We start from the raw sequence: 21,731 nt of genomic DNA on the forward strand, positions 1-21,731 counted from the left end.
GCCGAGGCGGTTGTCTCTTCGCCATTGCCCCCCGATTTCGCCGCACAGATCGTGAGCTGGCAGCGCACCCACGGGCGCAGCCAGCTGCCGTGGCAGAACACCCGCGACCCCTACCGCGTGTGGCTGTCGGAGGTGATGCTCCAGCAGACGCAGGTCACGACGGTGCTGGGCTATTTCGCGCGTTTTCTCGAACGCTTTCCCGACGTGAAGGCCTTGGCCGCCGGCACGGAAGACGAGGTGTTCGGCCTGTGGAGCGGCCTGGGCTACTACAGCCGTGCGCGCAACATGCACCGCTGTGCGCAGGACGTGGTTGCGCGCTTTGGCGGCGAGTTTCCGCGCACCGCCGTCGAACTCGTCACGCTGCCGGGCATCGGCCGGTCGACCTCCGCGGCGATCGCAGCCTTCTGCTTCGGCGAGCGCGTCGCCATCCTTGACGGCAACGTGAAGCGCGTGCTGACGCGCGTGCTCGGTTTCGCGGGCGACATGTCTTCATCGGCGCAGGAGCGCGCACTGTGGGACCTGGCGACCGAGTTGCTGCCGCCCGCCGAACAGCGCGAGGCGATTGCGCACTACACACAAGGGCTGATGGACCTGGGCGCCACCGTGTGCCTGCCGCGCAAGCCCAGCTGCATGATCTGCCCGGTCAACAGGACCTGCGCGGCCTTGCGTGAAGGGACGCCCGAGCGCTATCCCGTGAAGACCCGCAAGCTCAAGCGCAGCGCCCAGTCGCTCTGGGTGCTGCTCGCGCGAGATGCGCAGGGCCGTGCCTGGTTGGAAAAGCGCCCCGCCAAGGGCATCTGGGCCGGGCTTTACTGCCTGCCAGTGTTCGACAGCCGCGAAGAGCTGCTCGCCGCATTGCCCGCCACCGCGCAGCGCGATGCGCAGGACCTGCCGGCCTTCGTGCATGTGCTGACCCACAAGGACCTGCATCTGCACCCCGTGCAACTGCAGGGCGGCCAGCCGCAAGGCGACGGTGCGCGCTGGGTCTCTGCAGAGGAATGGAGCCGGCTGGGGCTGCCGGCGCCGATGCGCAAGCTGCTGGAGGGCAGCGAGGCCTAGAGGCGGGCGGCCTCAGGTCGCGTCGAGTTCGCGGTGCCGCTTCAGCGCACCCCATCGCGCGCCGAAAGACCGCGCCAGCTGCTCGACCAGGAACACCGAGCGGTGCTGCCCGCCGGTGCAGCCGATCGCCACCGTGACGTAGCTGCGGTGGTCGCGCGCCAGCGCATCGAGCCAGTGCGACAGGAACTGCTCGATGTCGTCGTACATGCGCGCCACGTCGTCGTGCTCGCGCAGCCACTCGATCACCGGCTCGTCGCGGCCCGTGAGCGGCCGCAGCGCGGGCACGTAGTGCGGGTTGGGCAGCATGCGCACATCGAACACGTAGTCGGCATCCAGCGGCACGCCGCGCTTGAAGGCGAACGACTCGAAGACCAGCGTCAACGCGTTCTGCGGCGCGGAGATCAGCGACTTGATGTAGCTCTGCAGCTGCGCCGGGCGGATCAGGCTGGTGTCGATCACGTCGGCGCCGTCGCGCAGGTCGGCCAGCAGTTCGCGCTCCAGCTCGATGGCCTGCACCAGCACCCGATGCTGTTCGGGCACGTCGGTGCGGCCTTCCTGGCGCGAGAGGGGATGGCGGCGGCGGGTTTCCGAATAGCGGCGCAGCAGGGCATCGGTCGTCGCATCGAGGAACAGCGAGCGCAGCGAAATGCCGCCGTCGCGCCGCAGCGCTTCGAGCTGCTGCGGAACGATCGGCAGCGACACGCCGCTGCGCACGTCCATGGCAATGGCCACGCGCGGGGTTTCCTGTTCGTGTTGCAGGGCAATGAAGGGCGTCAGCAGCTCGGGCGGCAGGTTGTCGACGCAGTAGTAGCCGGCGTCTTCCATGGCATGCAGGGCCACCGACTTGCCGGAACCCGACATGCCCGTGATGAGCACGAGATCGAGGTTCATGGCGCGGTCACGGAGGTCTTGTGGCCCAGCATTTCGCGGGCGTGGGCCAGGGAGGTCTGCGAGACCTTTTCGCCGCCCAGCATGCGGGCGATTTCCTTGGCGCGGTTGTCGTCGTCGAGGCGGGACACGCCGCTCTCGGTGCGCGGGCCCTCCTTGCCGGCGGCCGCCGTCTGGCGCTTGGCGACCACGAGGTGGTGGTCGGCGCAGGCGGCCACCTGCGGCAGGTGGGTCACGGCGAGCACCTGGCGGTCGCGGCCGAGCTGCTTCATGAGCCGGCCGACCGTCTCGGCGACAGCGCCGCCGACGCCCGCGTCGACCTCGTCGAAGATCAGCGTCTGTGCTGCGCCGAGCTGGCTGGTCGTCACGGCGATGGCCAGCGCGATGCGCGACAGTTCGCCGCCGGAGGCCACCTTGCCGATGGCGCGCGGCGTGCTGCCGGTGTGGCCGGCCACGAGGAACGCCACTTCTTCCAGGCCGGCGCGGCCGGGCTGCGCCAGCGGCTGCAGCTCGACCTCGAAACGCCCGCCCTGCATGCCGAGGCCCTGCATGGCTTGCGTCACGGCCTGCGCGAGGCGCGGCGCAGCCTGCTTGCGCAACTTGCCGAGGGCCTTGGCTTCCTTCATGTAGACCTGCTGCGCGGCTTCTTCGGCGCGCTCCAGGCCTTCGAGATCGCTTTGTGCGTCGAGCGCCTGCAGCTCGGCCTGCCAGCCGGCCAGCAGCGCCGGCAGGTCGGCGGGCGTGCGCTTGTAGCGGCGCGCGAGCGACATCCACAGGCCCATGCGCTCGTCCAGTTCGGCCAAGCCTCGGGGGTCCGCGTCGGCGTCGCGCAGGTAGCCGTGCAGCGAATGCGCCGCATCGGAGGCCTGTGCCACGCAGGAAGCCAGCACTTCGCCCAGGTTGCGGAACTCGGGCTCGATGTGTTCGCAGTTCTGCAGCAGCGTGGCCGCGCGCGTGAGGGCGGCAAGGGCGCCACGGTCGTCGTCCTCCAGCGCCTGGCTGGCACCCTGGGCCGCGTCGATCAGTGCCTGCGCATTGGAGATGCGCGAATGGTTGGTCGACAGCTCTTCCCATTCGTCCGCGCCCGGTGCGAGCTTGGCGACTTCGGAAATCTGCCATTGAAGCCGCTCGCGTTCGCGCTGCAGCGAGTCTTGCGCCGAGCGCGCGTGTTCGAGCGACGAAAGCGCCTGCCGCCAGCCATGCCAGGCTGCGTCGAGCGCGTCGGTGCGCACGCCGGCGTACGCGTCGAGCAGGTCGCGCACGGCCTCGGGCCGCGTCAGGCTCTGCCAGGCGTGCTGGCCATGGATGTCGAGCAGGTGGTCGCCGAGTTCGCGCAGCTGCGTGGCAGTGGCCGGGCTGCCGTTGATCCAGCCGCGGCTGCGGCCCTGCAGGTCGACGGTACGGCGCAGCAGCAGGGCGTCGCCGGCTTCGAAGCCGCCTTCGTCGAGCCACGTGTCCAGGGCCGGGTCGGCGTCGAACTCCGCGCTCACGTCGAGCCGCTCGGCGCCTTCGCGCACCGCGCCCGCGTCGGCACGGTTGCCCAGCGCCAGCTGCAGCGCGTCGATCAGGATGGATTTGCCCGCGCCGGTTTCACCGGTCAAGACCGTGAAGCCGCCGGACAGGTCGAGTTCGAGTGATCGCACGATCACGAAGTCGCGCAGTGCGATGCGTCGCAGCGCCATGTCAGGAGCCCCCTTCGTTCCAGTGAAGTTTCTTGCGCAAGGTATCGAAATAGCTCCAGCCGCGCGGATGCAGGAAGCGCACGCGGAAGTCGGAGCGGCGCACCACCACGCGGTCGCCGATGGCGAGCGAGGCCAATGACTGCATGTCGAAATTGGCGCTGGCGTCGCGCCCGCCGACGAGCTCGATCACGATCTCGTCGGCATCGGGCAGCAGCACGGGGCGGTTCGACAGCGTGTGCGGCGCAATGGGCACCAGCACCCAGCCCGGCACCGCCGGATGCAGCAGCGGGCCGCCGGCCGACAGCGCATAGGCCGTCGAGCCCGTGGGCGTGGCGATGATCAGCCCGTCGGCGCGCTGGTTGGCCACGAAGTGCCGCCCGACCGACACGCGCAGCTCGACCATGCCGGAGGTGGCGCCGCGGTTGACCACCACGTCGTTCATGGCGAGCGCGTCGAACACCGAGACGCCGTCGCGCATGACGCGCGCGTGGATCAGGCTGCGGTGGTCTTCTTCGTATTCGCCGGCCAGCATGGGAATCAGCGTGGCCTGGTAGTTGTCCAGCGGAATGTCGGTGATGAAGCCGAGGCGGCCCCGGTTGATGCCGATCAAGGGAATGCCGTAGCTCGCGAGCTGCCGGCCGATGCCGAGCATGGTGCCGTCACCGCCCACCACCAGGCCGAGGTCGCAGCGCTGGCCGATTTCTTCGACCGACAGGGCTTCGTAGCGCGGATGGGCCGGGGCGCCTTCGTCGTCCTGTGCCTCTTCGCAGGTCGAGCGCTCGACGAAAACCGTGCAGCCCTGCGATTCCAGGAACGTGCCGATGTCTTCCATCACCCCGTCGCGTGCGTCCGCCTGCGCTCGGGCGCCGGAAGCCTGGTATTTGCCGATCAGGGCGACGTATCGGAAGCGAGAGGTCATATCTCACAAATTACAACACTAAAATCTTGCAATGCTGGACGACCGTGCCAAGTTGCTGCTCAAGACGCTCGTCGAGCGCTACATTGCCGACGGGCAACCCGTCGGGTCACGCACGTTGTCGCGTTCGGCGGGGCTGGACCTGTCGCCCGCGACCATCCGTAACGTCATGTCCGACCTCGAGGGGCTGGGGCTGATTGCCAGCCCGCACACCTCGTCGGGCCGCATCCCGACGCACCGCGGCTACCGCCTGTTCGTCGACACCATGCTGACCGCCCAGCGCGAGCACATGACCGCGCCGAGCCTCGCGCCCGACCAGCCACAGAAGGTGATTGCCAACGCAGCCAACCTGCTGTCGAACATGTCGCAGTTCGTGGGCGTGGTGATGGCGCCGCGGCGCGCCTCGGTGTTCAAGCAGATCGAGTTCCTGCGCCTTTCCGAAAAGCGGCTGCTGGTGATCATCGTGTCGCCCGACGGCGACGTGCAGAACCGGGTGATCTTTCCGGAGGCCGACTATTCGCAGTCGCAACTGGTCGAGGCCTCGAACTACATCAACGCGCACTATGCGGGCCTGACCATCGAGCAGGTGCGCGACAAGCTTCAGTCCGAAATCGAAACGCTGCGCGGCGAGATTGCCACGTTGATGCAGGCGGCGGTGCAGGTGAGCTCCGAGGTGCTGACAGAAGCGCAGGAAGACGATGTCGTGATCTCCGGCGAGCGCAACCTGCTCGCGGTGAGCGACTTCTCCAGTGACATGGGCCAACTGCGCCGTGCCTTCGAGCTGTTCGAGCAGAAGGCCCAGCTCATGCGGCTGCTCGACGTGTCGAGCAAGGCCGAAGGCGTGCGCATCTTCATCGGCGGCGAGAGCCAGGTGGTGCCGTTCGAAGAGCTGTCCATCGTGAGCGCCAATTACGAGGTCGACGGGCAGGTCGTGGGCACGCTGGGCGTGATCGGGCCGACGCGCATGCCTTACGAACGCATGATCCAGATCGTCGACATCACGTCGCGCCTGGTGACCAACGCGCTGAGTCATCGCAAGTAGGCTGCGCGCCGCGAATAGAATCGTGCCGCGTGGGCCGTTAGCTCAGTTGGTTAGAGCAGCGGACTCATAATCCGTTGGTCGATGGTTCAAGCCCATCACGGCCTACCACCGCATCTTTTTGCACCAGGTTTTGCGACGTTTCCGCTTCGTTGCGGGAATGCTCTGTAAAACGGGATATAATCGAAGGCTCAGCGGCTGTAGCTCAGTTGGATAGAGTACTTGGCTACGAACCAAGGGGTCGTGGGTTCAATTCCTGCCAGCCGCACCAACTCTGAAAATGCCCGGAAGATTCGTCTTCCGGGCATTTTTCTTTTGTGAAACCTGCGTGTAGCCGGCCGAGCAGATTCAAAAAGGTCGAGAAAAGCGGGCTATAATTGCAGGCTGTGCGGCTGTAGCTCAGTTGGATAGAGTACTTGGCTACGAACCAAGGGGTCGTGGGTTCAATTCCTGCCAGCCGCACCACTACATGAAAAGCCCGGAAGATTCGTCTTCCGGGCTTTTTTCTTTTTGGAGGATTTTGCGTTGAGCAAGGCATTCACCAAGGAAACGGATTCCGACGGAGACGATGACGGCGCCGATGGCGCTTTGCCGCCGCTGCCCGCAGGCAGCAGGAACTACATCACTCCCGACGGCTACGCGCGACTGCGCGACGAGCTGCTGCACCTGATGGACGAGGAGCGCCCGAAGATCGTCGAGACGGTGCACTGGGCCGCCAAGAACGGCGACCGCTCCGAGAACGGCGACTATCTCTACGGGAAGAAGCGCCTGCGCGAAATCGACCGCCGCATCCGCTTTCTCACCAAGCGCCTCGAGATCGCCGAGATCACCGACCCGTCGGTGCACCATGGCCGCGATCAGGTCTTTTTCGGCGCCACGGTCCGCTATGTCGACGAGACGGGCGATGAACGCAGCGTCACCATCCTCGGAATCGATGAGGCGGAGAGCGCGAACGCCCAGGTCAGCTGGATTTCCCCGATCGCGCGGGCGCTGCTCAAGGCGCGCGAGGGCGATGTGGTCAAGCTCGTCACGCCGGGCGGCGCGCACGAGATCGAAATTCTTTCGGTGAGTTACCCCGCGCCGCGCCCGGCCGCAGCCTAGAGAACGCAGGCCTCAGGGCGCGGGAACCGTGCGGGACGCCGTCAGCACCGACGCGGTCCGGCGTGCAGCGCGCAGCACGGCGTCCAGATGCGTGCGGTCGCGCACTGCAATCACGAAGCGCAGGTCGGTCGAATCCTGCGGTGTTTCGTCGGCCATTTCCACATGCGTGATGTCGGCCTCCGCATCGGCGAGCGTGGCCGCGACGCGAGCCAGCACGCCCTTGTCGTTGCGCACGGTGATGACCACGCCGGTTTCGAAGGGGCGCGTGGGCTCGTCCGCCCACTCGACCGCGAAGAAGCGTTCGCTGTCCTTGTGGCGCAGACGCTGGCCGACGCCGCAGTCGTCGGTGTGCACCACCAGGCCTTCGCCATGCCCGAGGTAGCCAACGATCTGGTCGCCCGGAATCGGGCGGCAGCACAGCGCAAAACGCACCGACGAGTTCTCGCTGCCGTCGAGCGTGACCGCGCCCTGGGACACGGTTTCGTGCGAGATGAAGCGCTCTCGGCTCAGTAGAACGGCGTCAGGTCGTTCGCCCAACTCGGAGAGCATGGAGACCAGCCGCTTCGCCACGATGCTCGCGATGCGTTTGCCCAGGCCGATGTCGGTCAGCAGTTCGGAGCGGGTGCGGTTGCCGGTGAAGCGCAGCAGCTTTTCCCACAATGGCTGGTGTTCGTCGTCGTTCTCCGGCAGCTTGCTCAACCCTTCGGCGCGCAGCGCCTGGGCCAGCAGCTTTTCGCCCAGGCCTTCGGACTCGGTGTGCGCCAGGGTCTTCAGGTAGTGACGGATCTTGGAGCGCGCCCGCCCGGTTCGCACGAACCCGAGCCAGGCCGGGTTGGGCGTCGACACCGGTGCCGTGATCACCTCGACCACGTCGCCATTCTTGAGCTCGGTGCGCAGCGGCACCTGGTCGCCGTTGATGCGCGCGGCCGACGTGTGGTCGCCGATGTTGCTGTGAATGGCGTACGCGAAGTCGACCACCGTGGCACCGCGAGGCAACGCCATGATCTGGCTCTTCGGCGTGAACACGTAGACCGCGTCCGGAAACAGGTCGACCTTGACGTGGTCCCAGAATTCCGCGGCGTCGCGCGTTTCGTCCTGAATGTCCAGCAGCGACTGCAGCCACTTGGTGCCCAGCCGGTCGTTGCTGGCCGCATTCGGTTCGGCCGCCTTGTACAGCCAGTGCGCCGCCACGCCGGATTCGGCCACCACGTGCATCGCCTCGGTTCGCAGCTGGAACTCGACGCTCACGCCGGCCGGGCCCACCAGCGTGGTATGCAGTGACTGGTAGCCGTTGAGCTTGGCGATCGCGATATGGTCCTTGAACTTGCCCGGCAGTGGCTTGTACATCTGGTGCAGGATGCCCAGGCCGGTGTAGCAGGCGATCACGTTCGGCACGATCAGGCGAAAGCCGTAGATGTCGGTCACCTGGGCAAAGCTCAGGTGTTTCTCTTCCATCTTGCGGTAGATGGAATACAGCGTCTTTTCGCGGCCCGCGATCCGCAGCGTCATGCCGGCGCCGGCAAAGGCGGTCTCGACCTCGCGCTGCACCTTCTGGATCAGGTCGCGGCGGCGCCCGCGTGCCTTGGCCACGGCCTTGGACAGCGTGGCGTAGCGCCAGGGCTTCATGTGCCGGAACGACAGCTCCTGCAGTTCGCGGTAGGTCTGGTTCAGCCCGAGGCGATGCGCGATGGGCGCATAGATCTCGAGCGTTTCGCGCGAAATGCGCGCCCACTTTTCCCGCGGCGCGTCGGCCAGCGTGCGCATGTTGTGCGTGCGGTCGGCCAGCTTGACCAAAATGACGCGCACATCGCGCGCCATGGCCAGCAGCATCTTGCGGAAAGATTCGGCCTGGTTTTCCTCGCGGGTGTTGAACTGCAGCTTGTCGAGCTTGGTGAGCCCGTCGACCAGTTCGGCCACCGGGGCGCCGAAGCGTTCGATGAGCTCAGGCTTGGTGACGCCGCAATCTTCGATGGCGTCGTGGAGCAGGGCGGCCATCAGCGCCTGCGCGTCGAGCTTCCATTCGGCGCATTGCGCCGCCACGGCGATCGGGTGGGTGATGTACGGCTCGCCGCTGTTGCGCAGCTGGCCGAGGTGGGCCTCGTCGGCGAAGCGATACGCGCGCCGCACCAGGTCGGTGTCTTCAGGGCCCAGGTAGTCGAGGCGTGCCGTCAATGCGGCAAAGCTTGCGGCCGCCGCATTCAGCGCCGCCGGGCTCGGCTTCGGCGGGCCCTTGGGGGCTTGGGACTGATGTTTGGCAACCGCGCTCATGTCTATCACTTTAGCGTGACCGCTGTATGGACGCGTCCGGGCATAAAAAAAGCACCGCTTTGCGGTGCCTTTTCGTTGCAGGGCTGCGTCAGATCAGCCCGGCACCTTCTTGAGCATTTCGAGGCCAATCTTGCCTTCGGCGATTTCGCGCAGGGCGGTCACGGCGGGCTTGTTCTTGCTCTCGATCTTGGGTGCGTGACCCTGGCTCAGCATGCGCGCACGGTACGTCGCGGCCAGAACGAGCTGGAAGCGGTTCGGGATGTGGACGAGACAATCTTCGACGGTGATGCGGGCCATGATGAGAATCTTTCTGTCAGTGAGCGAGGGCTCGGATATCAGGGGATGTTCAGTGCGGCAAATGTGTCGGCACGCGCACGGCGCTGTGCGGAGTACCGAAGCCGCTGAGCGTGGACGATCGCCTTGAGATCGAAAAGCGCGCGCTCAAATAACTCGTTGATTATAACGAAGTCGAATTCCCCGGCCCGCGCCATCTCTTCAGCAGCGTTTTTCAGGCGCAGTTCGATCACAGAGGCACTGTCTTCGCCGCGCCGCTCGAGCCGCGATCGCAGTTCTTCCCAGCTCGGCGGCAGGATGAAGATCATCACCGCGTTGGAAAAGGTTTTGCGGATCTGCAGTGCGCCCTGGAAGTCGATCTCGAGGATGACGTCCGCCCCCTGGGCGATCCGCTCCTCGATGGCCTTCTTCGACGTGCCGTACTTGTGCCCGTGCACATGGGCCCATTCCACGAAACCGTCCGCCACGATCATTGCGTCGAACTCCGACGGCGAGGCAAAGAAGTACTCGCGGCCGTGTTTTTCCTGGCCGCGTGGCGACCGGGTGGTGTGGGAAACCGAGGGCTGGACGGCCGAATCGAGCTCCATGAGCGCCTTGACCAGGCTCGACTTGCCGGCCCCGCTGGGCGCCGCGACGACGAAGATATTGCCGGGGTAGTCCATTCTTTCGCTCGTCATTCGATGTTCTGCACCTGTTCGCGCATCTGCTCGATCAGGACCTTCATGTCCACGCCGATGCGCGTGAGTTCCAGCGCGGCCGACTTGGAGCCCAAGGTGTTGGCCTCGCGGTGCAGCTCCTGGATCAGGAAGTCCAGGCGCTTGCCGACCTCGCCGCCCTTCTTGAGCAGCCGCTCGATCTCGTCGAGGTGCGAGTTCAGCCGGGTGAGCTCCTCGGCCACGTCGATGCGGATCGCAAAGGCGGTGGCCTCGGTCAGCGCGCGGTCCTGGGCGGCCTCGGGCAGGGTGCCTCCGGTGCCGGCCGTCAGGCCCATGGCCTCCTGCCAGCGCTCCAGGAAGCGGGTGCGCTGCTGTTCGACCAGTTGCGGCAACAGCGGGCCGGCCAGCAGCACCAGGGTGCGCAACTGGCCGAGGTGGGCGTCGAGCATCTTGGCCAGCCGCGCGCCTTCACGCTGGCGTGCCGACATCAGTCCGTCGAGCGCCTTGCCGGCCACCTCGAGCAGGTCGGTGCCCCAGTCCCCGCGCGCGGCGCTGTCGCCGCCGGCCAGGCGCAGCACGTCGGCCACGCTCAGCTCGCGGGCGCCGGGCAACCAGGCCTTGACGGTGTCCTGCACCCCGTTGAGCCGCTGGAGCAGCTTGACGGAGGGCTCGACCACACCGGCCTGGCCCGTGTTCTCGATGGCGGCGCGCACCTCGACCTTGCCTCGCTTGAGCTTGCCCGTGAGCAACTCGCGCAGCGCGGTTTCATGCTGTCGCAGTTCCTCCGGCAACTTGAAGGTGAGATCGAGAAAGCGGCTGTTGACCGAGCGGATTTCTACCCCAAGCCGACCCGCGGCGGGAGGCCGTGCTTCGGCTTCGGAGTGGCTGCCTGCGGACCCGTTTTGGCCGCTGGCGTAGCCGGTCATGCTGTAAACTGGCATTGCGCCTCACTGTGGTTTTGCTTGCATGCACCGAGGCGTCGGCACGGCGTTCGCTTGCCGCACCATCGCCTTCGGGCGAAACTCCCGGATTATGTCAAAGGTCAAGCCTACCCCCCTGTTGCCCGATACGGTCATTGGCGGATATCGCGTGATTCGCCGGCTTTCAGCGGGCGGTTTCGGCGTTGTCTACCTTGCCATCGACTCGAGCGGCCAGCAGGTGGCCATCAAGGAATACCTGCCTTCGTCGCTGGCCACCCGCGGGCCCGGTGAATTGAACCCGCAGGTGCCCCCCGAGAAGCTCTCGCTCTACCGGCTCGGCCTGAAGAGCTTTTTCGAGGAAGGCCGCTCGCTCGCCCAGATATCGCATGCCTCGGTGGTCAGCGTGCTCAACTTCTTTCGCGAGAACGAAACCGTCTACATGGTCATGAACTACCTGGAGGGCGCGACCCTTCAGGATTTCGTGGTCACCGCGCGCGACCTGAAAAAGCAGAAGGTGTTCCGCGAGTCGACCATCCGCTCGCTGTTCGACGAGATCCTGCGCGGCCTGCGCATCGTCCACCAGTACAAGATGCTGCACCTGGACATCAAGCCAGCCAACATCTTCGTCACCGACGACGACCGCGCCGTGCTGATCGACTTCGGCGCCGCGCGCGAAGTGCTCAGCAAGGAAGGCATCTTCATCCGCCCGATGTACACGCCCGGCTTCGCGGCCCCCGAGATGTACCGCCGCGATTCCTCGATGGGCCCGTGGACCGACATCTACGCCATCGGCGCCTGCATCTACGCCTGCATGCAGGGCTACCCGCCCAACGACGCGCCGCGGCGCATCGAGAAAGACCGCCTCAGCCTGTCGCTGTCGCGCCTGCGCGGCGTGTACTCCGACAACCTGATCGAAGTGGTCGAGTGGTGCATGTCACTGGACCCGCTGTCGCGCCCGCAGTCCGTCTTTGCGCTGCAGAAGGAGCTCAGCCGCGAAGGCGAGCGCCGCTACACCAAGCTCACGGTGGGCGAGAAAGTGCGCCTGTCGATCGACAACATCCGCTCCTTTGACAAGAAGAGCCTGCCCAAGGCTGTAGCGCCCACCACGCGCCCCGCATGACATCATGAAATTTTCCGTCTTCCAGGTCAGCCGCAAGGGCGGCCGTGTCAAGAACGAAGACCGCATGGGCTATTGCTACACGCGGGAGTCGGGCCTGTTCGTGCTGGCCGACGGCATGGGTGGCCATCCGGAAGGCGAAGTTGCGGCGCAGCTCGCGCTGCAGACCATAGCCGCGCTCTACCAGCGCGAGGCGCGCCCGACCGTGAAGGACGTGAAGGCGTTTCTCGCCGAATCGGCCATGGCCGCGCACCAGCAGATCATGCGGTACGCCAGCCACAAGGCCATGCTCGATACGCCGCGCACCACCGTGGTGGCTGCCGTGCTGCAGAACTCCACCGCCACCTGGATGCACTGCGGCGACTCGCGCCTGTACGTCGTGCGCGACGGCCGCCTGCTGGTGCGCACGCGCGACCATTCGCACGCCGAGCGCCCCAAGCCGCACGGCTCCGACGCGCCCGTCAACCGCAACCTGCTGCTGACCTGCCTGGGCTCGCCGACCACGCCGCTGTTCGACATCTCGGCCCCGCTGCCCCTGCAGCGCGGCGACCGCATCATGCTGTGCTCCGACGGCGTCTGGGGGGTGCTGGACGATGCGCTCATCGTGCACACGCTGTCCTCGGGCAAGCCCGTGTCCGACGCCGCCCCCGACCTCGCCGAAATGGCGCTGCGCAAGGGCGGCGCGCACAGCGACAACGTCACCCTCATCGCGCTCGAATGGGAAATGCCCGACACCGTCGCCGGCGACGACCGCAGCGGCGTGTCCACCGAAACCATCGAAGACGGCGTGTTCGCCTCGACCATCCAGGCCGGCATGCCCTCCGACAGCGAGATCGACGACCTCGACGAAGACGCCATCGAGCGCTCCATCGCCGAGATCAACGAAGCCATCCGACGCTCCGCCGCACGCAAGACCTGAATACGCGCACGCGCGCGGCCTTTTCTTTTTTCCTTTCCGGTTTCAAACAATGACTGCTTTCACACGAAGCGGCGGCCGTGCCGCCGACCAGCTGCGCCCGGTGCGCATCACCCGCGGCTTCACCGTCCATGCCGAAGGCTCGGTGCTCATCGAGTTCGGCCAGACCCGCGTGCTGTGCACCGCCTCGGTCGAAGAGAAGGTGCCGCCGCACAAGAAGGGCAGCGGCGAAGGCTGGGTCACCGCCGAATACGGCATGCTGCCGCGCGCCACGCACACCCGCAGCGCCCGCGAAGCCGCCAAGGGCAAGCAGACCGGCCGCACGCAGGAAATCCAGCGCCTCATCGGCCGCTCGATGCGCGCCGTGTTCGACCTGGCCGCCCTCGGTGAACGCACCATCCACCTCGACTGCGACGTGCTGCAGGCCGACGGCGGCACGCGCACCGCGGCCATCACCGGCGCCTTCGTGGCCGCGCAGGACGCCGTCAACAAGCTGCTGGCCGCCGGCAGCCTGAAGGCCTCGCCCATCAAGGGCCACGTGGCCGCCATCTCGGTGGGCATCGTCGACGGCACGCCGCTGCTCGACCTCGAATACACCGAAGACTCGACCTGCGACACCGACATGAACGTCGTCATGACCGGTGCCGGCCACTTCGTCGAAGTGCAGGGCACGGCCGAAGGCGCGGCCTTCACGCGCGACGAAATGAACCTCCTGCTCGGCCTGGCCGAAAAGGGCATCGGCGAACTGGTCGTCCTGCAGCAGCAGGCGTTGCTATCGAATTAAGAGCTACTGACGCACGTCTGACGTGCGTTACAGCCACTTTTGACCTATGAAACTGGTTCTGGCTTCCAACAACGCGGGCAAGCTCGCCGAACTCCAGCAGCTGTTTGCCGAGCTGTCCGTCACCCTGGTGCCGCAGTCGGCGCTGGGCGTGGGCGAGGCTGAAGAACCCTTTCGCACCTTCGTGGAGAACGCGCTGACCAAGGCGCGCCATGCCAGCGCCGCGACCGGCCTGCCGGCCATGGCCGACGACGCGGGCCTGTGCGTCGATGCCTTCGGCGGCTTGCCGGGCGTCGACACCGCCTACTACGCGACGCAGTTCGGCTACGACAAGGGCGACGCCAACAACGTGAAGGCGCTGCTTGAACAGCTCGACGGCGTGGTCAATCGCCGTGCCGCGCTCGTGAGCACGCTGGTCGCGCTGCGCAGCCACGACGACCCCGAGCCGCTCATTGCCGTCGGCCGCGTGGTCGGCGAGATCGCGCTGGCGCCCGTGGGCGACAACGGCTTCGGCTTCGACCCCGTCATGCACCTGCCGAGCTTCGGCAAGACCTTTGCCCAGCTCTCGCCCGAGGTGAAGAACGCCAACAGCCACCGCGGCCGCGCCGCGCAGGCCATGCTCGCGTTGATGCGCGAGCGCTGGCTCTGAGGCGCCGATGGCCACCGTCTTCCCGATCCAGCCGGCGCAGCCCCCGGGCCAAGCCACCGCCGTGCATGCCAACGACGTGCTGCACTGGATGCGGCCCGGCCCGCTGCAGCTGGCCGCGCTGCCGCCGCTGTCGCTCTACATCCACCTGCCGTGGTGCCTGCGCAAGTGCCCGTACTGCGACTTCAACTCGCACGAATGGCGCGCCACCAGCGAGGCCGACATCAACGGGCTTCCCGAAGCGGCCTACATCGACGCGCTGGTCGCCGACCTCGACGCGGCGCTGCCGCTCATCTGGGGCCGCACCGTGCACACCATCTTCATCGGCGGCGGCACGCCCAGCCTGTTCTCGCCGCAGGCCATCGACCGCCTGCTGGGCGATGTGCGCGCGCGCCTGAAGCTCGCGCCCGACTGCGAGATCACGCTGGAGGCCAACCCCGGCACCTTCGAGCGCAACCGCTTCCGTGCGTACCGCGCCGCGGGCGTCACGCGCCTGTCGGTCGGCGTGCAGAGCTTCAACGACGAGCACCTGAAGGCCCTGGGCCGCGTGCACGACCGCGCGCAGGCCATTGCCGCGCTGGAAGAGGCCGCGCAGGCGTTCGACACCTTCAACCTCGACCTGATGTACGCGCTGCCGGGCCAGACCATGGAAGACCTGGACGCCGACCTGACCCAGGCCCTGGCCTTGGCGCCGCCGCACCTCTCGATCTACCACCTGACCATCGAGCCCAACACCTGGTTCGCCAAGTTTCCGCCGACCCTGCCCGAGGACGACATTGCCTACGCCATGCTCGACCGCATCACCGAGCGCACGGGGGCGCAGGGCATGTCGCGCTACGAGGTGTCGGCCTATGCGCGCGACGGCCATGTGTGCCAGCACAACCTCAACTACTGGCAGTTCGGCGACTACCTGGGCATTGGCGCCGGCGCGCACAGCAAGCTGAGCTTTGCGCACCGCATCGTGCGGCAGGTGCGCTATCGCGAGCCGAGGCTGTACATGGAGAACGCGCTCGCGAGCGCCGCGGTGTCGCAGAGCGACGAAGTCGCGCTGGCCGACCTGCCGTTCGAATTCATGCTCAATGCGCTGCGCCTGAAGCAGGGCTTCACGCTGCCGCAGTTCAGCGAACGCACGGGGCTGGCGATGACGTCCATACAGCGCGGGCTGGAAGAAGCCGAACGCAAGGGACTGCTGGCGCGCGACCTGTTCCGCGTGTGGCCGACCGAGCGCGGGCTGGACTTCCTGAGCGACCTGCAGACGATGTTCCTGCCCGAGGGCGATTGAGGCTTGCGCCGGCGGCTTAGAATCGTCGGCTCCGGAGAGTTGGGTGAGTGGTTTAAACCAGCAGTCTTGAAAACTGCCGACGAGAAATCGTCCGTGAGTTCGAATCTCACACTCTCCGCCAAGAACCTCTGTAAGTCGTTGAAAAGTAAAAGCTTTTTAGGCTAGCAGGGCGTGACTTACAAGTCAACTCACATGGGTGCGAAGTGCTCATGCGCTTTTCCGAAGTTGACCGCCGTCTCTCCGTCGCATGAGGGACGCTTTAGAATCCATACAGGCAGATCAATACACGGCGAACGTCGTGTTTGCTTCGATCATCAGATCGATTACTGTCGTATCACGCAATTGCCGTATCGCGCAATTTAATCAAGGGGCGTGACCCATCCAACCTGTGTCAAAACGGGGAAGGGGGGTCGTCCGCGTGATTCTGGGCACTTCCTTTCCCAAATGGAGAGAAAAATGCCCTTTGTGATCGATCAAGTTGTGGAAGACCACGGCCCTATTTATGCCGGCCTGCTTCGCTTGCACGAGGTCTTGGAATTGACCAAGCTGCGCAAGACCAAGATGTACGAGCTCATCCAAGCAGGCTTGGCGCCGGCACCCATTAAATATCCCGCTGTCAACGGTGCCATCAAGCCCAACAGCACCTCATATTGGCTTAAAAGCGAATGGATGCGGTGGCTGGAAGACCGGGCCGCTGAGCGCGATGCCCGATTGCGCGAACTCGCCCGGGCCGGGCTCCACGGCATTTGGAGCGCTGGTCGTGCGCTCCCCGACGAGTCGCGCAACGCCATCGGAGGTCGCCCATGAGGAACGAAGACGAAGCGGGAACCCTCCTGACCGTGACCTCAGTTACCGGCGCTGAATGGTTTAGCGCGAACATCGAGGCACCATCCACGATGTTTGACGGCCTCTTTGAAGAGTCAGCGGTGACCCATGTTGTCGTCGCCCCTGGCGTGGACGTGAGACGGTTGACGGTGAATATCGTCAGCGCCATCGCGGCCGGGGCGACCTGCCTGGGATATTTCGCTCCGACGCGACCCCGAAAAGTTTGGTATCTGAGCGCTTCCGCCGAGGCATACACGGAGCAGATGAGGTTTCGCCAGCATCTGAAGACCTTGGATGCGACCGCCCGCCAGCTCGTCACCAACAATCTGACGATCTACCAGCCGAGCTTTCATCGTGAGTTAACGCCGGTGGAAATCGAGAAAGAGGAGGGACGCCAGGCGCTAACAGCTTCCATGCCGGAGGGCACGGATTGTGTGGTGATCGACGACATCGTTGCGCTCATGGCCAAAGGTCACTTGGATCGGCTCGCTCGTCAGAGTGTTGTCGAATGGATTCGCAGCTTTGCTCATGGCGGTGTAGCAGTCATCTACATGCAACGCACCACGCCCAATCAGCGCCTAAACGAGGTGGACGAGAGAAACACCGTCTACATCGAACCGGACCTGACCGCACCCACCGAGTTCGGCGGCGGATGCCTTGTTCAGCGCGGTAGGTTGGATGACGCAGACCACCTTCCCAAAACCGTAGGCTGCTGGTGGACGATTATGAGCGGGGAGCTTGAGTGGACCTACTACGTCCCAGACCTAAGCGGATCAGATTTACGGACGATGAAGCGCCGAGAGTTCGATCTGAAGGTTGCCATGATGAAGCTGCACGGCGCCACTGGGCGGCAAATGGCGACCATCCTGGAGACGAATGAGACGGCGGTCAGTCGCGCCATGTCTCGATTCGCGCAGATGGAGGGTCTTGCCACCGCGGCGTTGCGCGCGGCGCCCGAGGAGTCGGAGCGCTGGCGTACTCTGATTGCGGCGCAGCGTCAGGCTGCGGCGGGAGAGCCAAAGCATTGAAAACGTGAAATCCTGAAATGCTTCGAGTTTTCAGGATTTCATGTTTTCAGGTGGCACTTGCTTGCCAAGATGAGCGACTTTTTGATGCCTGCCAAAGTCACGACACTTGCCCCCTACTGAACGATCTCTGGCAAACTGAAGCTGTTGAAGCGCTGTTTTTACGAGATGAAAGCGGAGCTTTGACCGAGCGCACAGCAGTGCAGCAAGACGCGAACTGAGGCCTTTGCCTCAGTTTCGCAGACCTTCTACCTTTCCTCTTCGCATCCCTTCCGCAGTCATTGGCTGGCAGGTCGGGCCGCTGCATGGGCGCTCGCTTCTTCAATCTCATTTAGGAGCTAAGAATCATGGCCACCGCCAAGCCCAAGACCGCAGTCGCAACCAAGACCGCAGTCGGCGCGAAGACCGCCGCGCCTTCTGCTGCTGCCGACAGCACGCCCGCCGAGACAGGTTTGCCCGCAGGTTTCGTGTCGCCGTTCAAGCGAGTCGAGATGCAGCCGAACATCCGCATAGATGACGGCATGGCCTGCATCGCGATGCTGACGAGTCAGCCGCTAGATTCGATCATGAAAGCCGCCTTCCGGCATGGAGTCGCTGAACATGGTCCGACTTGGTGCTACGCGTCCCAGCTACAGAGCATCCTGCACGACTACGGTCTCAACGCAGAAGAGAAGGAATGTTCGACCCTGGACGCGTTGCCGGACGTAGCCCTCATCACGGCCCAGTACAACCCTGCGACACAGTACGGTCGCTGGGTAGTTTGGCATCACGTTCGGGCCACAAGCAAGGTCAAGTCATTTCACTACGTGATCGACCCGGCTTACTGGACCGACCCGTCGCGCCAGATCGTGACGGCAGACATTCAGCAACTCATCACGCCGAAGTCGCCGATCTACTACTTGGAGATCACGCCGAAGACAGCGACCAAGGGGAAAGCGAAGTAAGGACGATCTACCGGCGAGCCGACTACTTGCCGGGCGCATTCAGCAGTTCGCCCGGCGGCACGCTTAGCGCATGGGCGATGCGATAGATGTTGAACAGCGAGACGTTTTTCAGTCCGCGTTCAATCTGGCTGATATAGGTGACATGCATCTCGCTGGATTCGGCAAGCTGCTCCTGAGTCAACTGCTGCTCATCCCGAAGAGCACGCACCGCATGACCAAAACCAACCTGGACATCTTCCTTGGTTGGCAGTTTGGCTGACGACTTCCGCATGCCGGTGAGTCTGTTCAGACCAAGACGATAAATCCATAGACGATGAATCTACATCTGGCAAACTGCGCGCCGCATATGGATTCATAAATCTACAAACGGAGACCCCATTCATGAGATTCAAAAGACATACACAACCGCGCCGCCGACTGATCTGCCGAGGCTTCCTGCTGGCGCGTGCAGTCATCGTGCCTCTGGCCATTACGGCCGGAAGTACGCTGGCCCAGGCGCAGCTACTCGGGTTCGGCTTCGCCGCGAACGTCTTCGATACCAAGGGCCTCGACAGCGACAAGCTGCCGGCCCAGTCTTGCACGGGTTTCTATAAGGCGCCGGGATTCAAGTGCGAGACCATCAAGGTACCGGTGCACTTTGCGCGGGTGAAGGGTGGCGACCGCAAGGCACTGGTTGTCGTGGCGCCGGGCGCCGGCGGCCTGGACAAGCGCCACAGCGACTATGCCAAGTATCTTGCGGACAATGGCATCAACGCCGTGGTCATGGACCCGTGGCGCGCGCGTGGCATGACCGCCAGCTCTGGCGATGTCGTCGCGGCACGCAGCAGAGGCGTGGACGGCATTAACTACGCCACCGACGCGCTGGCCATCGTTGCGACCCTTCGCCAGCAGCCGGAGTGGAGGGACGCCAAGTTCGGATTCCTGGGCGAGAGCTTGGGTGGCAATGGCGCTCTTAATGTGGCGCGCCCGTTCGTGGAGGCCATGACGCGGGAGACAAACGGCCTTCCTGCCGTTGTCGACCTCAGCTTCGATGCATCGGTGGCGCTTTACGCGGCCTGCACCGACCGAGCCGAAGTCGAGCGCTTCAAGGCAGTCCCCATCCTGCTGATGTCCGGCAGCGATGACACCCACGCCACTGTGGCCCAGTGCGAGCGCCACAGCGCATGGATGAACGCGCGCGGCGGCAACGTCACGTTCAAGGTCCTCGATGGTGCTCTGCACGACTGGGACGCACCGTATGCCGAGCGCCAAGAGAACGCCGAGAACGGCAGCGCTTGCGAGAACATCCTGGCAGACGGCAAGTTCAAGCTGCTGGGCACCGGGCAGGAGTTCCCCGGCACGGCTGACGGCTTTGCCGCTTTAAAGCACACCTGCTTCACGCGCGGCTTCAAGGCCGGCAACCGTGGCGACGCCAAGCTGGGCTACGACATCTGGCTCGCGTTCTTCAAGGACAGGCTGCTGGTCGGCACCGCCTCGCCGCAGTCCGTCAAGTAGCGCCGGTTAGGTGGCGCCGGTGAAGTAGCGCCGTCATTTCACATCCGCCGTAGCCCTCTACGGCATCCCCCCACAGAGCATGCCGCTCGCGCGACCGGCGTGCTTTGTCGTTTCTGCGTCCCTGATTCATTCAACCCAAGGAGTACCCATGTCAGACGACAAAAAACTTTTGCCCGCGCAAGACGGCAAGGCCCTGCGATCCGCCAAAGCCGACGAACGCATCAAGGAGTGCAGGCCGCTGTTCGCGCTAGGCCGATGTTTGTCGACGCCTGCGGTCCTTGCCCACCTCGCAGAGCATGGCGTTCAACCGCTCACATTGCTGATGCGCCACCAGCATGGCGACTGGGGCAACGTGGACGAAGACGACGCACGGGAAAATGACCGGGGTTTGCACTCGGGTGCACGGCTCCTTTCGACCTTCACCGTTGCCTACGCCGTGATCTGGGTGACCACGGAAGCAGTGGGAGACGACGACGCGAGGGCGGCCAGCACGCTCTTGTATCCAGATGAATACTAGTCCTTCAGCCATGCAGCACTCTCTGCACTCCCCACAGGCGCATCACGCGATGCGCGCTGTCTTGGACCTGTTGCCCGGCCTGCCGGTGATGGATGGCGCGCTCGACCTCGAAGCGGTCGACGGGCAACGAATACAGCATCTTGCGAGCGAGTTGGACGCCCTCATCGAATTGATCCACCGCGCCGTCGCGGCGATAGGGCATCTGCTGCTGCATGCCGCGCAGGCCGTCGATGACGGTGAGATGAGCAGTCAGGCGCTTGCAGGGATTGGTCGACTCTTGGCCGAGCTGGGGGACCTCGCGGTCTGGGCTAGCGTCGTAAACGCGCACTGTCAGCATTTGAACGCCCATGGCCCGTCTGAAGGGGAAGGCTAATGGCGGCGGGCAAATCAAAGTCAACGGCGGCGACCTCAGCCGTGCGCAATGGGCGCAAGACGGTCTCGCCGGGGGATGCTGAACTTGTCTCTGCGGCGGTCAACGACTTCACGTCTGCCGCACAAAGCCCCGCTACGACGCGTGCATACCTCGGCGACCTGCGGCACTTCCGTCAGCACGGCGGCAAGATACCGGCTACGCCGGAGATGGTGGCCGACTATGCCGCGAAGTTTGCCGGCGTACACGCGGTCGCCACACTCCAGCGGCGATTGATCGCCATCCATCAGGGGCACACCGAGCAAGGGCTGAAGTCGCCCGTCATGGATCGCCTGGTAAAGCGCACCATGCAAGGCATCCGGCGCACCTTCGGCGTGGCGCAGCGGCGCGTGAAGGCGCTCGTGAAGACTGACCTTCTGGAGATGCTGGTCATGGTCAACCGGCAGAAGCCCTTGAAGGCGGCGCGCGACCGGGCGTTGCTGCTGATCGGCTTTGCAGGGGCGCTGCGGCGCTCCGAACTGGTTGCGATCCGGTGCAACGACATCACGCGCTTCGAGGCGGGAGTGGAAATCAACTTGCCACGATCCAAGACGGACCAGGAGGGCGCGGGGCGCACCGTGTGGATTCCGCATGCGAAGGACAGTGAGCGTTGTCCGGTTGCAGCGCTTGAAGAGTGGCTGGCGCTCTCGGGTATCGTTCGTGGCCCTGTCTTTCGCTGGGTCAGCCGACACGGCAACCTAGTCGGCGACAAGGGGTTGACGCCGCAATCGGTAGCGCTGGTTGTCAAGCGATCCGTGAGGCGCGTGCACGGCGCTGCGGCGACCAAGGTCGTTTCCGGCCACAGTCTCCGCGCAGGTTACTGCACGGAAGCCGCAGTTGTCGGCATGGCTCCCTGGCAAATTCGTGAGCAGACCGGGCACAAATCGGATGTGACCTTGGCCAGGTACATCCGGCCGGTCGCCAAGCGCAAGATTCCTAGCCTGCTCTAAAT

The 21,731-nt window shown here is 64.9% G+C and carries 23 protein-coding genes and 4 tRNA genes; 18 read left to right on the forward strand and 9 right to left on the reverse strand.

Going from position 1 to position 21,731, the window contains the following annotated elements; translation table 11 throughout:
- Positions 1-24: 24 nt before the first annotated feature.
- Positions 25-1,059 carry an A/G-specific adenine glycosylase gene (gene mutY / locus ACSFBM_RS15365; RefSeq protein ID WP_435485098.1) on the forward strand — a complete coding sequence of 345 codons (1,035 nt, stop codon included), beginning with the start codon at positions 25-27 and terminating at the stop codon, positions 1,057-1,059.
- Between the two features lie 12 nt (positions 1,060-1,071).
- On the opposite strand, the gene rapZ is transcribed toward mutY, so the two are convergent.
- The 3 genes from rapZ to ACSFBM_RS15380 are packed head-to-tail and all read right to left on the reverse strand — an operon-like array spanning position 1,072 to position 4,548.
- Complete coding sequence (rapZ, locus tag ACSFBM_RS15370; RefSeq protein ID WP_435437051.1) at positions 1,072-1,950, reverse strand: RNase adapter RapZ; 879 nt, start codon at positions 1,948-1,950, stop codon at positions 1,072-1,074.
- Positions 1,947-3,629 carry a DNA repair protein RecN gene (gene recN / locus ACSFBM_RS15375; RefSeq protein WP_435485099.1) on the reverse strand — a complete coding sequence of 561 codons (1,683 nt, stop codon included), beginning with the start codon at positions 3,627-3,629 and terminating at the stop codon, positions 1,947-1,949. Before recN ends, rapZ begins: the two co-directional genes overlap by 4 nt.
- 1 nt (position 3,630) lies before the next feature.
- Entirely contained in the window at positions 3,631-4,548 is a 918-nt protein-coding gene (locus ACSFBM_RS15380) for an NAD kinase (RefSeq protein WP_435485100.1), read from the reverse strand.
- A 31-nt stretch (positions 4,549-4,579) separates the two neighbouring features.
- Here ACSFBM_RS15380 and hrcA point away from each other — a divergent pair, with 31 nt between their 5' ends.
- The 5 genes from hrcA (at position 4,580) to greB (ending at position 6,685) form a co-directional block, all read left to right on the forward strand.
- Positions 4,580-5,587 (forward strand): heat-inducible transcriptional repressor HrcA, encoded by a 1,008-nt coding sequence (gene hrcA, locus ACSFBM_RS15385; RefSeq protein WP_435437054.1) that lies wholly within the window; start codon positions 4,580-4,582, stop codon positions 5,585-5,587.
- A 31-nt stretch (positions 5,588-5,618) separates the two neighbouring features.
- Positions 5,619-5,695, forward strand: a tRNA-Ile gene (locus ACSFBM_RS15390).
- Between the two features lie 83 nt (positions 5,696-5,778).
- Positions 5,779-5,855, forward strand: a tRNA-Arg gene (locus tag ACSFBM_RS15395).
- A gap of 117 nt (positions 5,856-5,972) precedes the next feature.
- Positions 5,973-6,049, forward strand: a tRNA-Arg gene (locus ACSFBM_RS15400).
- Positions 6,050-6,109: 60 nt separating this feature from the next.
- Complete coding sequence (gene greB / locus ACSFBM_RS15405) at positions 6,110-6,685, forward strand: transcription elongation factor GreB (RefSeq protein WP_435485101.1); 576 nt, start codon at positions 6,110-6,112, stop codon at positions 6,683-6,685.
- Between the two features lie 12 nt (positions 6,686-6,697).
- Here the strand turns inward: greB and ACSFBM_RS15410 are convergent, their stop codons facing one another.
- The 4 genes from ACSFBM_RS15410 to ACSFBM_RS15425 all read right to left on the reverse strand — a co-directional run bounded on the left by ACSFBM_RS15410 (position 6,698) and on the right by ACSFBM_RS15425 (position 10,844).
- On the reverse strand, positions 6,698-8,953 hold the full coding sequence (locus tag ACSFBM_RS15410; RefSeq protein ID WP_435485102.1) for a RelA/SpoT family protein: 2,256 nt from the start codon (positions 8,951-8,953) through the stop codon (positions 6,698-6,700).
- Between the two features lie 93 nt (positions 8,954-9,046).
- Positions 9,047-9,250: a DNA-directed RNA polymerase subunit omega gene (gene rpoZ, locus ACSFBM_RS15415; protein WP_019656435.1), complete on the reverse strand. Its 204-nt coding sequence runs from the start codon at positions 9,248-9,250 to the stop codon at positions 9,047-9,049.
- A 38-nt stretch (positions 9,251-9,288) separates the two neighbouring features.
- The gene (gene gmk / locus ACSFBM_RS15420) at positions 9,289-9,909 is read right to left on the reverse strand and encodes a guanylate kinase (RefSeq protein WP_435437078.1); all 621 of its coding nucleotides are present in this window, start codon (positions 9,907-9,909) and stop codon (positions 9,289-9,291) included.
- A gap of 11 nt (positions 9,910-9,920) precedes the next feature.
- Positions 9,921-10,844 (reverse strand): YicC/YloC family endoribonuclease, encoded by a 924-nt coding sequence (locus ACSFBM_RS15425; protein WP_435485103.1) that lies wholly within the window; start codon positions 10,842-10,844, stop codon positions 9,921-9,923.
- A 91-nt stretch (positions 10,845-10,935) separates the two neighbouring features.
- Here ACSFBM_RS15425 and ACSFBM_RS15430 point away from each other — a divergent pair, with 91 nt between their 5' ends.
- The 9 genes from ACSFBM_RS15430 to ACSFBM_RS15470 all read left to right on the forward strand — a co-directional run bounded on the left by ACSFBM_RS15430 (position 10,936) and on the right by ACSFBM_RS15470 (position 18,359).
- A complete protein-coding gene (locus tag ACSFBM_RS15430; protein WP_435485104.1) occupies positions 10,936-11,943 on the forward strand; it encodes a serine/threonine protein kinase in 1,008 nt (335 codons plus the stop codon).
- A gap of 4 nt (positions 11,944-11,947) precedes the next feature.
- The gene (locus ACSFBM_RS15435; RefSeq protein ID WP_435485105.1) at positions 11,948-12,859 is read left to right on the forward strand and encodes a PP2C family protein-serine/threonine phosphatase; all 912 of its coding nucleotides are present in this window, start codon (positions 11,948-11,950) and stop codon (positions 12,857-12,859) included.
- Between the two features lie 49 nt (positions 12,860-12,908).
- Positions 12,909-13,640 (forward strand): ribonuclease PH, encoded by a 732-nt coding sequence (gene rph, locus ACSFBM_RS15440; protein WP_435485106.1) that lies wholly within the window; start codon positions 12,909-12,911, stop codon positions 13,638-13,640.
- Between the two features lie 46 nt (positions 13,641-13,686).
- On the forward strand, positions 13,687-14,286 hold the full coding sequence (locus tag ACSFBM_RS15445) for a non-canonical purine NTP pyrophosphatase (protein ID WP_435485107.1): 600 nt from the start codon (positions 13,687-13,689) through the stop codon (positions 14,284-14,286).
- A 7-nt stretch (positions 14,287-14,293) separates the two neighbouring features.
- Entirely contained in the window at positions 14,294-15,565 is a 1,272-nt protein-coding gene (gene hemW, locus ACSFBM_RS15450) for a radical SAM family heme chaperone HemW (protein ID WP_435485108.1), read from the forward strand.
- 33 nt (positions 15,566-15,598) lie between these two features.
- A tRNA-Ser gene (locus tag ACSFBM_RS15455) sits at positions 15,599-15,686 on the forward strand.
- Positions 15,687-16,021: 335 nt separating this feature from the next.
- The gene (locus ACSFBM_RS15460) at positions 16,022-16,372 is read left to right on the forward strand and encodes a helix-turn-helix transcriptional regulator (RefSeq protein ID WP_435485109.1); all 351 of its coding nucleotides are present in this window, start codon (positions 16,022-16,024) and stop codon (positions 16,370-16,372) included.
- The gene (locus ACSFBM_RS15465) at positions 16,369-17,418 is read left to right on the forward strand and encodes an AAA family ATPase (RefSeq protein WP_435485110.1); all 1,050 of its coding nucleotides are present in this window, start codon (positions 16,369-16,371) and stop codon (positions 17,416-17,418) included. The genes ACSFBM_RS15460 and ACSFBM_RS15465 overlap by 4 nt, the downstream gene beginning before the upstream one ends.
- A 344-nt stretch (positions 17,419-17,762) precedes the next feature.
- Positions 17,763-18,359 carry a hypothetical protein gene (locus tag ACSFBM_RS15470; RefSeq protein WP_435485111.1) on the forward strand — a complete coding sequence of 199 codons (597 nt, stop codon included), beginning with the start codon at positions 17,763-17,765 and terminating at the stop codon, positions 18,357-18,359.
- 22 nt (positions 18,360-18,381) lie between these two features.
- On the opposite strand, the gene ACSFBM_RS15475 is transcribed toward ACSFBM_RS15470, so the two are convergent.
- On the reverse strand, positions 18,382-18,630 hold the full coding sequence (locus tag ACSFBM_RS15475; RefSeq protein WP_435485112.1) for a helix-turn-helix domain-containing protein: 249 nt from the start codon (positions 18,628-18,630) through the stop codon (positions 18,382-18,384).
- A 110-nt stretch (positions 18,631-18,740) separates the two neighbouring features.
- Between ACSFBM_RS15475 and ACSFBM_RS15480 the strand changes: the two genes are divergently transcribed.
- Positions 18,741-19,853: a dienelactone hydrolase family protein gene (locus ACSFBM_RS15480; protein ID WP_435485113.1), complete on the forward strand. Its 1,113-nt coding sequence runs from the start codon at positions 18,741-18,743 to the stop codon at positions 19,851-19,853.
- 148 nt (positions 19,854-20,001) lie between these two features.
- Positions 20,002-20,370, forward strand: coding sequence for a hypothetical protein (locus ACSFBM_RS15485; protein WP_435485114.1), 369 nt, complete (start codon positions 20,002-20,004; stop codon positions 20,368-20,370).
- A gap of 4 nt (positions 20,371-20,374) precedes the next feature.
- Here the strand turns inward: ACSFBM_RS15485 and ACSFBM_RS15490 are convergent, their stop codons facing one another.
- Positions 20,375-20,707: a hypothetical protein gene (locus ACSFBM_RS15490; RefSeq protein ID WP_435485115.1), complete on the reverse strand. Its 333-nt coding sequence runs from the start codon at positions 20,705-20,707 to the stop codon at positions 20,375-20,377.
- A 35-nt stretch (positions 20,708-20,742) separates the two neighbouring features.
- Between ACSFBM_RS15490 and ACSFBM_RS15495 the strand changes: the two genes are divergently transcribed.
- Positions 20,743-21,729, forward strand: a complete 987-nt coding sequence (locus ACSFBM_RS15495; protein WP_435485116.1) for a site-specific integrase — start codon at positions 20,743-20,745, stop codon at positions 21,727-21,729.
- Positions 21,730-21,731: the final 2 nt, after the last annotated feature.

It is taken from the genome of Variovorax pasteuri, assembly GCF_051216435.1.
Taxonomy (GTDB): domain Bacteria; phylum Pseudomonadota; class Gammaproteobacteria; order Burkholderiales; family Burkholderiaceae_C; genus Variovorax.

Coding starts and splice junctions, on each gene's coding strand:
- ACSFBM_RS15430 (WP_435485104.1), top strand. CDS start 10,936: ATGTCAAAGGTCAAGCCTACCCCCCTGTTGCCCGATACGGTCATTGGC.
- hrcA (WP_435437054.1), top strand. CDS start 4,580: ATGCTGGACGACCGTGCCAAGTTGCTGCTCAAGACGCTCGTCGAGCGC.
- ACSFBM_RS15410 (WP_435485102.1), bottom strand. CDS start 8,953: ATGAGCGCGGTTGCCAAACATCAGTCCCAAGCCCCCAAGGGCCCGCCG.
- gmk (WP_435437078.1), bottom strand. CDS start 9,909: ATGGACTACCCCGGCAATATCTTCGTCGTCGCGGCGCCCAGCGGGGCC.
- hemW (WP_435485108.1), top strand. CDS start 14,294: ATGGCCACCGTCTTCCCGATCCAGCCGGCGCAGCCCCCGGGCCAAGCC.
- ACSFBM_RS15435 (WP_435485105.1), top strand. CDS start 11,948: ATGAAATTTTCCGTCTTCCAGGTCAGCCGCAAGGGCGGCCGTGTCAAG.
- ACSFBM_RS15380 (WP_435485100.1), bottom strand. CDS start 4,548: ATGACCTCTCGCTTCCGATACGTCGCCCTGATCGGCAAATACCAGGCT.
- recN (WP_435485099.1), bottom strand. CDS start 3,629: ATGGCGCTGCGACGCATCGCACTGCGCGACTTCGTGATCGTGCGATCA.
- ACSFBM_RS15480 (WP_435485113.1), top strand. CDS start 18,741: ATGAGATTCAAAAGACATACACAACCGCGCCGCCGACTGATCTGCCGA.
- rpoZ (WP_019656435.1), bottom strand. CDS start 9,250: ATGGCCCGCATCACCGTCGAAGATTGTCTCGTCCACATCCCGAACCGC.
- ACSFBM_RS15460 (WP_435485109.1), top strand. CDS start 16,022: ATGCCCTTTGTGATCGATCAAGTTGTGGAAGACCACGGCCCTATTTAT.
- rapZ (WP_435437051.1), bottom strand. CDS start 1,950: ATGAACCTCGATCTCGTGCTCATCACGGGCATGTCGGGTTCCGGCAAG.
- rph (WP_435485106.1), top strand. CDS start 12,909: ATGACTGCTTTCACACGAAGCGGCGGCCGTGCCGCCGACCAGCTGCGC.
- ACSFBM_RS15485 (WP_435485114.1), top strand. CDS start 20,002: ATGTCAGACGACAAAAAACTTTTGCCCGCGCAAGACGGCAAGGCCCTG.
- ACSFBM_RS15445 (WP_435485107.1), top strand. CDS start 13,687: ATGAAACTGGTTCTGGCTTCCAACAACGCGGGCAAGCTCGCCGAACTC.
- ACSFBM_RS15425 (WP_435485103.1), bottom strand. CDS start 10,844: ATGCCAGTTTACAGCATGACCGGCTACGCCAGCGGCCAAAACGGGTCC.
- ACSFBM_RS15475 (WP_435485112.1), bottom strand. CDS start 18,630: ATGCGGAAGTCGTCAGCCAAACTGCCAACCAAGGAAGATGTCCAGGTT.
- ACSFBM_RS15490 (WP_435485115.1), bottom strand. CDS start 20,707: ATGCTGACAGTGCGCGTTTACGACGCTAGCCCAGACCGCGAGGTCCCC.
- ACSFBM_RS15495 (WP_435485116.1), top strand. CDS start 20,743: ATGGCGGCGGGCAAATCAAAGTCAACGGCGGCGACCTCAGCCGTGCGC.
- ACSFBM_RS15470 (WP_435485111.1), top strand. CDS start 17,763: ATGGCCACCGCCAAGCCCAAGACCGCAGTCGCAACCAAGACCGCAGTC.
- ACSFBM_RS15465 (WP_435485110.1), top strand. CDS start 16,369: ATGAGGAACGAAGACGAAGCGGGAACCCTCCTGACCGTGACCTCAGTT.